At 49.4% G+C, this 12,627-nt stretch carries 17 protein-coding genes; 16 read left to right on the top strand and 1 reads right to left on the bottom strand.

The features are described from left to right. Window positions 1–7: 7 nt before the first annotated feature. Complete coding sequence (locus ACO0K1_RS00510) at window positions 8–496, bottom strand: hypothetical protein (RefSeq protein WP_423021873.1); 489 nt, start codon at window positions 494–496, stop codon at window positions 8–10. A 199-nt stretch (window positions 497–695) separates the two neighbouring features. On the opposite strand from ACO0K1_RS00510, the gene ACO0K1_RS00505 reads away from it, so the two are divergent. The 16 genes from ACO0K1_RS00505 to ACO0K1_RS00430 all read left to right on the top strand — a co-directional run bounded on the left by ACO0K1_RS00505 (window position 696) and on the right by ACO0K1_RS00430 (window position 12,610). Continuing rightward, window positions 696–929 (top strand): hypothetical protein, encoded by a 234-nt coding sequence (locus tag ACO0K1_RS00505; RefSeq protein WP_423021872.1) that lies wholly within the window; start codon window positions 696–698, stop codon window positions 927–929. Next, entirely contained in the window at window positions 926–1,669 is a 744-nt protein-coding gene (locus ACO0K1_RS00500) for a helix-turn-helix domain-containing protein (RefSeq protein ID WP_423021871.1), read from the top strand. Before ACO0K1_RS00505 ends, ACO0K1_RS00500 begins: the two co-directional genes overlap by 4 nt. Next, window positions 1,647–2,351, top strand: coding sequence for a hypothetical protein (locus tag ACO0K1_RS00495; RefSeq protein WP_423021870.1), 705 nt, complete (start codon window positions 1,647–1,649; stop codon window positions 2,349–2,351). The genes ACO0K1_RS00500 and ACO0K1_RS00495 overlap by 23 nt, the downstream gene beginning before the upstream one ends. A 14-nt stretch (window positions 2,352–2,365) precedes the next feature. Further along, window positions 2,366–2,746 (top strand): hypothetical protein, encoded by a 381-nt coding sequence (locus ACO0K1_RS00490; RefSeq protein ID WP_423021869.1) that lies wholly within the window; start codon window positions 2,366–2,368, stop codon window positions 2,744–2,746. A gap of 171 nt (window positions 2,747–2,917) precedes the next feature. Beyond that, on the top strand, window positions 2,918–3,583 hold the full coding sequence (locus tag ACO0K1_RS00485; RefSeq protein WP_423021868.1) for a hypothetical protein: 666 nt from the start codon (window positions 2,918–2,920) through the stop codon (window positions 3,581–3,583). 116 nt (window positions 3,584–3,699) lie between these two features. Continuing rightward, a complete protein-coding gene (locus ACO0K1_RS00480) occupies window positions 3,700–4,218 on the top strand; it encodes a terminase small subunit (RefSeq protein WP_423021867.1) in 519 nt (172 codons plus the stop codon). Then, window positions 4,166–6,163, top strand: coding sequence for a phage terminase large subunit family protein (locus tag ACO0K1_RS00475; protein ID WP_423021866.1), 1,998 nt, complete (start codon window positions 4,166–4,168; stop codon window positions 6,161–6,163). The genes ACO0K1_RS00480 and ACO0K1_RS00475 overlap by 53 nt, the downstream gene beginning before the upstream one ends. An 8-nt stretch (window positions 6,164–6,171) precedes the next feature. After that, on the top strand, window positions 6,172–6,432 hold the full coding sequence (gene gpW / locus ACO0K1_RS00470; RefSeq protein ID WP_423021865.1) for a gpW family head-tail joining protein: 261 nt from the start codon (window positions 6,172–6,174) through the stop codon (window positions 6,430–6,432). Next, the gene (locus tag ACO0K1_RS00465; RefSeq protein WP_423021864.1) at window positions 6,432–8,060 is read left to right on the top strand and encodes a phage portal protein; all 1,629 of its coding nucleotides are present in this window, start codon (window positions 6,432–6,434) and stop codon (window positions 8,058–8,060) included. The genes gpW and ACO0K1_RS00465 overlap by 1 nt, the downstream gene beginning before the upstream one ends. After that, a complete protein-coding gene (locus tag ACO0K1_RS00460) occupies window positions 8,060–8,920 on the top strand; it encodes a S49 family peptidase (protein WP_423021863.1) in 861 nt (286 codons plus the stop codon). Before ACO0K1_RS00465 ends, ACO0K1_RS00460 begins: the two co-directional genes overlap by 1 nt. A gap of 15 nt (window positions 8,921–8,935) precedes the next feature. After that, window positions 8,936–9,559 carry a hypothetical protein gene (locus ACO0K1_RS00455; protein WP_423021862.1) on the top strand — a complete coding sequence of 208 codons (624 nt, stop codon included), beginning with the start codon at window positions 8,936–8,938 and terminating at the stop codon, window positions 9,557–9,559. Window positions 9,560–9,592: 33 nt separating this feature from the next. Further along, a complete protein-coding gene (locus tag ACO0K1_RS00450) occupies window positions 9,593–10,282 on the top strand; it encodes a head decoration protein (protein WP_423021861.1) in 690 nt (229 codons plus the stop codon). Between the two features lie 75 nt (window positions 10,283–10,357). Beyond that, window positions 10,358–11,437 (top strand): major capsid protein, encoded by a 1,080-nt coding sequence (locus tag ACO0K1_RS00445; RefSeq protein WP_423021860.1) that lies wholly within the window; start codon window positions 10,358–10,360, stop codon window positions 11,435–11,437. 2 nt (window positions 11,438–11,439) lie between these two features. Next, entirely contained in the window at window positions 11,440–11,787 is a 348-nt protein-coding gene (locus ACO0K1_RS00440; RefSeq protein ID WP_423021859.1) for a hypothetical protein, read from the top strand. Window positions 11,788–11,789: 2 nt separating this feature from the next. Continuing rightward, complete coding sequence (locus ACO0K1_RS00435; protein ID WP_423021858.1) at window positions 11,790–12,116, top strand: head-tail joining protein; 327 nt, start codon at window positions 11,790–11,792, stop codon at window positions 12,114–12,116. Next, entirely contained in the window at window positions 12,113–12,610 is a 498-nt protein-coding gene (locus ACO0K1_RS00430) for a hypothetical protein (RefSeq protein WP_423021857.1), read from the top strand. The genes ACO0K1_RS00435 and ACO0K1_RS00430 overlap by 4 nt, the downstream gene beginning before the upstream one ends. Window positions 12,611–12,627 lie beyond the last annotated feature (17 nt).

The following is a 12,627-nucleotide window of genomic DNA, read 5'->3' as shown; positions in this document are numbered from 1 at the left end:
CTTAGCGTTATGCGATGCGTTCCATGATGTTTTCCCACATGCTTTGTGGCAAAACGTATTTGATTTGGCTATTTGCTTTGACAAGCGCGTTGTATGCCGGAACTTTGAGGGCGTGAAAGCCGCTAGGTGCTTCGGTTTGGAGAGTGATCAGCTCTTGGTCAATTTGTTCCAATGTGAGTTGACTGCAACGAGCTACAAGTGCGCCAAAGCGTCGCTTGTAGTCGTCATGTTTCAACGCTTTTTCAGTGGAAGAAACGAGTCGCTCAATAACGGCGCAAGCAGCGATTGCGGCGCCAGAGGCAATGCCCAGGGCTTGATAGCTTCCAATTGCAGCAACCAATGCGCTGCTGCCGCCAAAGAGTCCAATGAACCCAAAGAGAAAATCAAGGCGGCGATACAGCCTTGCATTCATGTCGTTGTAATGGATGCCAAATTTAGCATCCATTGTGGCTTCGTAGATGCTGCGAGGTTCGCTTCGATTATGTATGTCGTTCATGGTTATCTCTCAAAGATGATTTGTTTCTTCCCGGTACGGGTTCCGGTGGCGTGCGCCGTGGAGGAACTTGTGTTCGTACTGAGTCTTGGTCCATGGAGATTCCTTTTTTGTGTAGCGAGTAATGAGGTTTGGGGAAATCGCATTATAGCCATTCAAGAAGGAGTCTCCACCTTTTTTAGCTTGCAAACGTGGAGTGCGTATGAGTGCCTTGGATAGTGTTCGTCAATCAGTGTTGGATAGATTGAGTAAGTGTCGTGGCAAGCGTGCTTATGGTGTTGTGTTGCTGTCGTGTCTCACCGATGAGCCACGCACAGAGCGTCGTTTGCACAATGTTTGTGTCCCTTTGTTTCGTGATCATTTGATTGAGAAGGTGCGTGGCATGTATAGCTTAACTAGTGCTGGAGTTGAGTTGTTAGGGCAGGGCATTAAATGAGTATTTTATTGATGACAGCGGCATTTCGTTCGCCAATACAAACCACGCACAAATTTGTATTGGTTGCGCTGTGTGATAACGCGAATGACCAGGGAGAGTGCTATCCCTCTGTTTCAATGTTATGTGAAAAGACGAGCCTTAGTGATCGTGCAGTGCAAAAATCATTGGCATATTTGGAAGAAAAGCAGTTTATTCAACGACAAGAAAGATATGGTCGTAGTAACTACTATTTTATCGCTGACCCCCGAACGTGGTTCACCCCCGAACGTGGTTCACCCCCGAACGACGTTCACCCCACCCCCGAACGTGGTTCACCCCCACCCCCGAACGACGTTCACCCCACCCCCGAACGTGGTTCACCCAGAACCATCAAGGAACCATCATTTGAACCATCAGTTAACCATGGTGGGCAAACTTCGAAGCGTGGCGCTGCATTGGCCAAGGATTGGGTGTTGCCTCGAAGTTACGGAATTTGGGCATTGGAGCAATTCCCGCATTGGTCGGAAGACGATGTCAGGCGAGTAGCTGAAAAATTTCATGATCACTGGCTTGCCAACGGAAAACCGATGAAGGATTGGGAGGCGACTTGGCGCAATTGGTGTCGAAACGAGCAGCGTATGTGGACGGGCTACAAGAAAACGCCAGCAGCGATGTCAGCGAAAGATCAGGCAAGGCAGAAAGTTTCAGCAGCATTGACGGGTAATCGTAGAGGGCAAAATGGAACAATTATCGACATTTGATCATGGTGTGCCAGAGGCATGGTTGGTATGGACACAGAAGCTTTTCAAGTACATGGAAGCATGCTACGGAAACCGATTTCTGGATATGTGGATAAATTCTGATCTTGATGCTGTGATGCACGTGTGGGCTGTAAAGCTGATGCAGATGACGGCAGATGAGCTTCGTAGAGGTAGAGCGTCTTTGGATTCGCGTGATTGGCCTCCGACGTTGCCAGAGTTCATAAAAATGTGTAGGCCTGGTCTTGATCCTCAAGTTGCGTATTACGAAGCGCTAGAGCAAGGTCGTGCAAGGGAGGAGGGGCGGGAGAATATTTGGTCAAGTCCGGCGATTTATTGGGCGTGGCGTTCGGTTGGTGCGTTTGAGTTTCGTAATCAGTCCTATCAAACACTACGCGTTCGCTGGGAAAAAGCACTTGCAGATGAGCTTGGTAAGGGAAATTGGGAGCCGATTCCTCTAACCGCATTGCAGGTGGGTTTTGATAAGAAGTCGACTGTCATGTCAAAAAGAGGAGCGGTAGAGCTGAATAAAATGGTTTCAAAGCTAACCACGACGAAGGGTAGCGACTTTGATCACTTGGGATGGGCGAGAAAAATTGTAGCGAGGGCGCAAGCTGGCGATAAGTCGATTCCAATGATTGCCGTGAAAAATGCGTGTGAGTCGTTGAGAGTTCAAAGTATTTAATTTTGGAGCTGATTATGGGGGAAGCAGTGCGAAAAATAGAAGTGCGTTACGTCCAAGAGACTCCTTTAGACTTTTGCCTTGATTTGTGGGTTCGCTTTTGTCGGCGTGATGATTCGTCCCTTGGGTGGCGTGGTCGATCAGCGCTGCTGGAAAGTGATGCATATGCGGATCCAGATCAGTTGTATGAGCGGCGTGAAATGCAGGCGGCAGAAGCGATGGATGCAATGATTGGTTCCTTGAAAACACATCACGGGTGGGCGATTAGAAAGCGTTGCGGACAGGCGATGTTATGGCGTTTTCCTCAGTTAATCTTTGCCGATGTCTTGGCCGAGGCTGAAAATATTTTAACTGAGCAAATGAAAAAAAATCTTGCAACTCGAAATTACTTCAATTAATATTCACCCCAGACGGACTTCGCACGTCCATACAAAACAAAGCCTCAGCTAACCAGCTGGGGCTTTTTCGTTTTCAGCGATAGCTTTCCGGTCAGCAGAAAATATTTCACATTGAGTTGACTTTACGTGCTGCACCCGGCTATCGCTGAATCAATTTTATAGAGATTAATCATGATGGACTTTGCTGATATTTCTATTCGATCGAACATCAAAGAAATTCAAAAAAAGCTAAGTGCGTTTGCGCAGCAGCAAGTTCCATTCGCTACTTCCGTTGCTTTGACTGCCATCGCCAAGAATGTGCAGGTTGCAGAGAAGTTAGCGTTGCCTCATGTATTTGATAGACCAACGCCATTCACTATGAATTCGATTGGTGTTCGTGCTGCTCGTAAAGACAACCTGCAGGCTATCGTGTACGTGAAAGATATTGCTGCGTCGTACCTGGCACCATATGAGTTCGGTGGCATGCAAAAGCTAAACGGTAAGGCGTTGCTCAATCCTAAGAATGTCCAAGAGAATCAATACGGGAATATTCCGCGGCGATTGCTGGCTCAGCTTAAAGCACGCAGTGATGTGTTCATAGGGTCCGTCAAGACACGTAAGGGTGAGATCATTAACGGAGTATGGCAACGGCCAATAGCAACGGCACCTCTTGCTGGTCGCCGTGGATTGCGTAAGACCAATTCAACTGATCATTTAAAACTATTGATTCGATTCGGTGACGCGCAGCCAGTTAAGAAACATCTTGGTTATCGTGCGCGTGCACAGCAGGTTGTCAACGCTACGTTTGACGGAGAGTTTAGTGCCGCGCTGTCGAAAGCGATGGCAACTGCACGCTGATGGTGTGGCAAGAATGCCCGTTGGAAACTCAATGGGTCCTTCCCTGACCCCTCCATCCCGAGGGCATTGCACGCCCCGATCTTTCTCTACTCAGAAATATTTTGTAAGGGGGTTGTATGGTTAATCTATCTGACTCACTAACTCAGTCAGAATTTGGTGCGCTCGTTGGAATTAGCCAACAAGCTGTCAGTGATTTGGTTCAGCGAAAAATTTTAGTGAATGGCCATCCCGGCAATATCTGGTTAATTGATTACTGTGCCCATATTCGTGAACAAGCTGCTGGCCGGGCTGCTGCCGGCGATCTCGATCTGGCATCTGAGCGTGCTGCTCTCGCGAAAGTACAGCGGGAGCGGATTGAAATGCAAAACGCGATTACACGGCGAGAACTGGCGCCAGTTTCAATTTTGGAACTTGCCCTGGCAACGGTGGGACGCAAAGTTGCTGCTGTACTTGAATCTATTCCGATTGAAATTAAACGTCGCACAAAAAATCTTTCGCGGGAGGATTTCGACATTCTGGTCGCTGAAATAACTAAGGCGCGCAACATCGCTGCGACCGCAAACTTTGAGGCGGATGAGACCGATGGATCTATTCTCGATTCAGAAAGCGATCCGGCGTGGGCTCAAGAGTCTTGAAGCGCCGGTCCCACAGCGCTTGAGCGAGTGGGCGGCAGAAAATTTTTATCTTAGTGCAGAATCATCCTATGTAGAGGGTGCGTGGAAAGCGTACCCATTTCAAAACGCAATCATGGATGCCTTCGGCAATGACGACGTTGAAGTCGTTGTCATGAAGAAGTCCGCACGTGTTGGTTATACAAAGATGCTAGTCGCGGCGATTGGTTACTTTGCGCATCATAAGAGGCGCAACCAGGCGGTGTGGCAGCCCACGGATGATGACGCTGACGAATTCGTCAAAGTGGAGCTCGATACGATGCTCCGTGACGTTCCAGTAATGCAAGACGTGTTCCCGACAGGTAAGGGAAACGATAAACGTAACACGCTGAGTGCTAAGGTCTTTCTCGGCTCTCGTTTGTACATAAAGGGCGGCAAGGCCGCACGTAGTTATCGCCGAATTTCTGTTGATGTGGCCATTCTCGATGAGTTGGATGGTTTCGACATCGATATTGAAAAAGAAGGTAGCCCGGACAAGCTGGCGGGCAAGCGTACCGAAGGTGCAATTTTTCCGAAGCACATCATGGGATCGACCCCAAAACTGAAGGGTTTTAGCCGAATTGAAGCGCGTGAGCAGCAGTGCGATTTGCGCTTTCTATTTCATATTCCGTGTCCGCTCTGCGATGAACGCCATCCGCTTCAATGGGGAGGCAAAGACAAGCGCTACGGGATGAAATGGATTAACCGGGATCCTGAGACAGTCGGTCATGCTTGCCCGCACTGCGGCGCCTTGTACACGCAAGCTGAATATTTAAGCGTATGGGAGCAAGGAAAGTGGATTGCTGAAGATGGTACATGGATTGATGCCGAAGGTAAGTTCCATGATGTTCATGACGAAATCATCATTCCTCCGCGCGCTGTCGCTTTCCATGTTTGGACGGCCTACAGCCCACAAGCAACCTGGGTGCAGATTGTTCGAGACTATCTTGGTGCCGTGGAAAAAGCACGCGCCGGTGATACAAGCGAATTAAAGACTTTCACGAATACGACGCTCGGTGAGACCTGGCAAGAAGAGGTCGAAAAAACCGAAGTCGATGAGCTCGAAAAACGCGCCGAAAAATATCGTCTTCGAACTGTCCCGATGGGTGGCTTGATTTTGACTGCTGGCGTCGACGTCCAGTCGAATCGCTTTGAGGTCGTTGTTTGGGCGACTGGACGCGGGGAAGAGGGGTGGGTTGTTGATTACCAGGTAATCGATGCCAATCCTGCAGATGAGAGGGAATGGGAAGAAAAGCTCGATCCTTACTTGCTACAACGATTTTCTCACGCTGGAGGTCAATCGCTTGCGATCGAGGCGACTGGCATCGATACCGGCGGTCACTTTACGCACCAGGCATATAACTTTTGCCGAACTCGTGCACGTCGCCGGATCTATGCAGTGAAGGGCGAAAGCCGACAAGGGCAACCTGTTAAAGGTCGAAGCAGTCTTCAGGACGTGAACGTAAAAGGTTCGGTATTAAAACGTGGCGTCCGACTTTGGATGGTTGGTACCGATACTGCAAAAGATTTGATTTTCGGTCGGTTAAAAGTTGAAATGCCTGGCCCCGGTTATATGCATTTCTCGGCTGGGTTGCCAAAGGAATTTTACGAACAATTGACTGCTGAGGTGCGCGTATTACAAAAAACGGCGCATGGTGAGCAATATCGCTGGGTCAAGCGGCAGCAACGGAACGAAGCGCTCGATTGTACGGTGTACGCACTTTTCGCGGCGCATACGCTGGATCTTCACAAATATACCGATCGCATGTGGGCAAAACTTGAAAGCGTTGTTTGTCCTCCCATTACGGATATGTTTGCGCCGCCTCCCGAAGTGATCGAAGAGCAACCGCTCGAAATAAAAGCTGAGTTTGTCAAAGTAATCGAAGTGGAAAAACCCGCTCGTAAAAACTTGGGCAGGCGACTTGCATAGGAAAAATTATGTATAACCGATCGACCAGCATTTTTGCCGGAATGCAGACGTCTGCACTTCAAACAGCACTGACCAATGCACAACAGGCCTATCTCGATTTATCTACCGGTGCGAAGGGTGAGTCCTTTTCGTACACACAAGGTGATGGTGCACGCGCGGTTACATACACACGCGCAAATATCGCTGACCTGGTGGTGCTGATCAAGCAATTGCAGGCGCAGCTTGGCATCGTTAATCAACCGCGCAGGCCTTTGAGGTTTAGATTCTGATGAATAATACCGTTTCTATTTTGGGGGCAGATGGCCGGCCATTGCCGCCCCGTCGACACTCGATGCTCAATGGCGTCGGCAACGTACCGTACGATGCCGCGGATCGTCAGACCGACCATATGGCGTCCTGGAATCCGTATTTATCCTCTCCAGACGGGGAGTTAAATACGTACCGGGACACGATCGTTTCGCGTGTTCGTGACCTTGTCCGTAACGATGGCTGGGCTTCCGGAGCGGTGACGCGGATCCTGGACAATGCGATTGGCGCGAATTTTCGTCCTATCTTTAAACCTGATTGGCAGGCACTGCAAGCACATACAGGGAATAAAGGTTTCGACCATGTTTGGGCGGATGAGTTTGGACGTGCTTTGGAAGCGAGCTATCGCACCTGGTCAACTGACGTTGGTCGCTATTGCGATGCGCAGCGTAATTTGACGGTACCGCAAATGATGCGTTTGGGATTTCGTCATAAATTGATCGAAGGTGATGCGTTGGCAACAATTCTTTGGTTACCTGAGCGTGTTGATGTAGGGCGTGCGCGGTATGCGACTACGATACAACTTGTGGATCCTGACAGACTTTCCAATCCTCAGCTGATGTTTGATTCTGCTACGCTGCGCGGTGGTGTTGAAATCGACGGTTATGGTGCTGCGATTGCTTACCACTTCCGTAAAGCGCACCAGGGCGACTACTTCAATGCAGCGAAAGCCGTGACATGGGAGCGCATCGAACGTGAAACACCATGGGGTCGTCCGATCGTCGTCCACGACTTTGATGCAGAACGCGCCGGACAAAATCGCGGCGGTACCGGAATTTTTGCGCCCGTTCTACAGCGTTTAAAAATGCTGGTCAGATACGATGGGGCGGAACTGGATGCAGCGATTATCAATGCAATTTTTGCTGCATATATCGAATCGCCGTTTGATCCATCGATGGTTGAAGCAGCGATGGGACAGGGTGACGAATTAGGGGCGTATCAAGCAGAACGCGCGTCATTCCATGATGACCGTCGCATTAAACTTGGTGGTTCACGGATGCCGATTCTATTCCCTGGCGAAAAAATCAATGCTGTGGCTCCAGCGCGTCCTAATAGTAACTTTAAAGACTTTGAAGGTGCAGTGCTGCGAAATTTTGCAGCCGGAACAGGATTGTCCACGCAACAAGTAAGTAACGACTGGTCAGATGTTAATTACAGCTCTGCGCGCGGTGCGATGCTCGAAGCATGGAAAACACTGTCACGCCGCCGTAATGATTTTGCGACGGGCTTTGGCCAGCCGATCGTAGCTGCATTTGCAGAGGAAGCGATGGAAGTGGATAACTTGCCACTTCCTGCAAACGCACCGCCATTCCATGAGTTCCGTGCTGCGTATTCCCGCACAAAATGGATGGGACCAGGTCGCGGCATTATTGACCCAGTAAAAGAGCGTCAAGGTTCGATTCTTGGCATGGATGCAGCGTTATCGACGTTGGAAGACGAAGCAGCAGAGCTGGGTGGCGTTGATTGGCGCGAAACGGTCGCGCAGCGTGCCATCGAGGTTGCTCGATTTAAAGAGTTGGGATTGCCGTTGCCTGAATGGGCGGTCGGTGTTCCCGCGACGCTCGCGATGGATGAACCGGAGGCAGATTAATGAAATTTGAATTTTTAGCACAACGATTGTTTAACACGCCGCTTGCGATTCATCCTGGCAAAGCTGAAGTGGTCATAGCAGCTTTGTCTGATCGCTTAGGTCTGTCCCAGATTTCACGTGCCAACGTACGGATGATGGATGACGATGAATACGGTTTTGCGGAACCTGGCAACACTAATCGTCTTGGTTATGACATCGTTGGTGGTGTTGCAATCATTCCGATTAGTGGAACTTTGGTTCAAAAGCTCGGTTCGCTAAGACCTTATTCTGGCATGTCAGGTTACGACGGCATTCGCCAAAACTTCATGACAGCTATTGCTGACCCGAACGTCAAGGCAATCATGCTCGATATAGATAGTCCAGGCGGTGAGGTAAGTGGCTGTTTTGATCTGGTAGATGCGATTTATAAGTCACGCGGTAAAAAGCCGATCTGGTCGATTCTGAACGAGTATGCTTTTAGTGCTGCATACGCGATCGCCAGTGCAGCCGATCGGATTTATCTTCCGAGAACTGGTGGCGTTGGAAGTATTGGTGTGATCTGGATGCATATGGATTGGTCGAAGGCGCTCACATCGGCGGGTTTTAAAGTGACTTTCGTTACATTTGGTGAATGTAAGGCCGATGGGCATCCTGAAATTCCATTATCTGGTGAGGCGCTTGAACGCTTCCAGCGCGACATCAATGAAATGGGTGAGTTGTTCGTGTCAACAGTTGCCCGCAACAGAAAAATTTCGGCTAAAGCAGTCCGAAATACGCAAGCCGCCACATATATGGGAGCCGCAGGTGTCAATCTGGGCTTGGCGGATGGTGTTATGGCTCCCGATGCAGCGTTTCGCGCCTTGCTGGCCGAAATTAATTAATTCATTGAGGGAAACATGAAAAACAAAGCAAACCTGACAAGACGTTTGTCTGCTGTCTTACCCTTTGCACACTTGCTCGGTATCAGTGCTGCGAAAGCTGAAGAGCAAGATGACGAAGACGAGCGCAAGCAACGTGCGGACGAATCCGACGAAGACTATGCAAAGCGCATGGAAGAGCTGGATGAAGAAGACGATGATGACGATGGCCAGGATGGTCAAAAAAAGCCTGCCAAGGACTCAAAAAAAGGTAAGAAAGCCGCTGCAGATGATGAGCAGGAGGATGAAGATGATCCTGACGAAAGCGAAAAAGACGAAACGGCTAAAGCAGTGAAGGCTGCTCGTAGTTCAGAGCGTGCTCGCTGTGCAGCTATTTTTAAATGCGATGCAGCTGGCGTTCGCCCAGACATGGCAGCGCACCTGGCATTTGAGACCAATATGTCGAGTGCTAAGGCGATTTCGATGTTAAATGTTGCTGCAGCTGGTGGCGCGACCCGTTCAAGTGGTTTAGCAAGTCGTATGAGCACGGTGAAGAACCCGAATGTCGGTTCTGGCGCCAGTGCTGATCCGGGGCCTGGTGGTGCTCAAGGTGCTGCCAACTTTATTGTGGCAGCAGCAAAAAAAGCCCGCGGTCAATCCTAATCAATTGTTCTACTCAAACTGGAGTAACTTAACATGACTCTCATGGTCAATAATTTAGGCGATAACCCGCAGCAACCAGGTACGTACGCAGAAGCATACATCCCTGATCAACTGATCGCTGGCAATTTAAAACTGGTCACAGCAACCGTCATTTTGGGCGCAGGTACTTTACAACGTGGTACCGTACTTGGTCAACAGACGGGTGCGATTACATCGGTAGCCGGCGCAACGAATGTCGGTAACGGCACTATCAGTGGCTTAACTAAGGGTGTTTCTGCCGAAATTGGCTTTTACACGCTTCGCGCTACAAGCCCGACGGTATTTTCAGTGACGGCTCCAACCGCCGATGCGCTGCCGGATCTCACGGTCGGCACGCCTTACGTGACCGCCGGTATCAACTTGACGATTACCGCCGGGGGTACCGCGTTTGTAGCGGGTGATACTTTTACGGTTACCTGCGCTGCATCTAATTACATTCAATCGGTACAAACTGCAACAGATGGTAGTCAATTCCCCGTAGCGATTTTGGTTGACTATGCTGACGCGAGTGGTGGCCCAGTAAATGCAGCTGCGTATTTGATGGGTGAATTTAATCAAAATGCGCTGATCGCAGATCCGTCTTGGGGAGCCAGCCCAGCAGCGGCAGCAGTGAATTTGTGGCCACTGTTACGGCCGTATGGCATTTTCATTAAGAATGCTGTTACAGCTGCAGATCCAAGTTAAACGGATCAAACTCATTATTCAGCCCGCGGTCATGCGGGCTTTTTTATTGCCTCATCGATTACTTGGAGTTAAACGATGCCAGCTACAAATAACACTTTTATTTATGACACCAATGCGCTGATTGCAGTGGTACCGAATCTGAAGCGCCCGCAAAAATTCTTGCTCGATCGCTTCTTCCCTAATGAAGTCGTGAGTGATACAGAATATGTATCGATCGACGTGGACGTTGGTAAGCGCCGTATGTCTCCGTTTGTTTCCCCAATGGTGGAAGGTAAATTAGTTGAACAGCGCCGTATTCAGACGAACGTCTTTAAACCGGCCTACATCAAAGACAAACGCGCTCCTGACTTACGTCGTCCCGTGCGTCGTCAAATCGGCGAACGTATTGGTGGTGACTTGACCGGCGCTGAGCGTATGGCGGCCAACCTCGAAATGGAAATGACCGATCAAATCGATATGATTGATCGTCGTTTGGAATGGATGGGATCGCAAGCTTTGTTGAATGGCACTGTCACGATTTCTGGTGATGGCTTCGCTACTGTTGTCGTTGATTTTGGTCGCGACCCTACATTGACTGTTGCACTGTCCGGTGCGCAACGATGGGACACTGCATTTGCTGCTGTGGGCGCTAACGGTATCTTTACTCTGCCGTCTACACATATCGAACAGTGGTCGCATCAGATGCTTAAAAAATCTGGCGGCGTCGCGACTGATCTGGTATTCACAACCAGCTCGTGGTTGCTGTTTATCGCTGATACCAACGTACAAAAGTCGGTTTACTATCCACGTACAGGCGAAAGCAATAGCGTCAACTACGGATCTCAAACCCAGCGCGGTGCGCAGTATAAAGGTAAATGGGGTCAATACGATCTGTGGGTCTATAACGATTGGTATGTTGACGACAATAATGTCGAACAACCTATGTTGCCAGACGGTACAGTGCTTATGAGCGGCGCCGATTTGATGGGTACACGTGCATTTGGTCAAATTCTCGATCCTGCATTTAACTACCAATCACTGCCATATGCACCGAAAACGTGGGTAGAAGAAGATCCGGCGCAGCGCGTCATCATGATGCAATCGTCGCCGATCATTATTCCGTCACGCGTTAATGCGTCCCTGTCAGCAACTGTTTGCGCTCCGCAAGTATTCTGATTATGAATACGCGCACTGTGAAAGCGGTTGTTGCGCCGCGTAAAACATTGCAAATTGGTAGTGTTCGTCATCAACCAGGAGATGAGGTTGAAATCCCGGAAGACGAGGTCGAATATTTGCGCAATGCTGGCTTCATTGTCAATCCAGCGAAATCAGAGCCATCTTTAGCGGCCGGTCCCGATTTTGGACCGACGGTTCGTGAGTTGAAAGATGGCGAGTCCGCTAAATCAGGTAAAAAATCGTCTCAACCTAAATCAGGTAAGAAAACTGGTGATACAAAACCGGAGCAATTAGCATCAGACGATGACGTAAAGTCTGACAATGATTTAGAGTCGGATTCACAGGAGTAATCATGGCAATCGACTGGGACAAGATGTTACTTGCACCAGTCGTAGGCGTGTTTGGGGAGCCTGTTATTTATATTCCGATGACAGGTGCGCCGTACTCGATGAACATGGTCTACGACGAAGCAAATAAGGACATGACACTTGCGGATGGTATGGGCGTCAATACATCGAAGCCAATCGTAAGTGGCAGGCTTCTATTGTTTCAAGCTCCTCCACTCCAGCGTGATCAGGTCAAGATTGTGCGTACGGGTGAAACGTTTGTTGTCAAAGATGTAGATACTGACGGTCATGGTAGCGTTAAGCTGGAACTCAACTTTGTGAGCGCATCATGACACCGGCCCCGATTCTTGCACGGCAGCAGTTGCGTCAGGCAGTGTTGAATGCACTTCAATCGGCTAATCTCGGTGCAAAAATTGATAGCCCCGGTGATTGGGTTTCTCAGACCGAGACGATACCAGGTATCTTGCTCAGATCGCCGCGTAGCAGCAAAGAGCCAATTTCACGAGGCGCTCCGAACTATACGTCGACGATCACGCTTGAAATGGAGTCGCGTGTATTGGCGAATACCGCTGTGGATGCGCAAATGGAAATCGAAGCGCTTGATGCAGCTATTGAGCAGGCGGTCTTGACCAATGGTGCATTCATCCAGTTAGTACAGCAATTGAGTATCGATACAGAAACAGAAGTTACTGCGGATGGTCGGAATCATTTTGGCGGTACTAAGTGGACGCTACGGTGTGAAATCTGCGAAGTTTTCGACCCGTATATTAACCCTGCTGTGCTGTATTCCCCAATCGACTTTGAACCTCAGGTAACGCTTTCCTGAGTTTTTTCATTAAGGAG

The organism is Undibacterium sp. SXout20W, assembly GCF_049340285.1.
Lineage (GTDB): Bacteria > Pseudomonadota > Gammaproteobacteria > Burkholderiales > Burkholderiaceae_D > Undibacterium.
The sequence above is the reverse complement of the archived record's forward strand: the minus strand, read 5'-3'. Positions and strand labels throughout refer to the sequence as shown.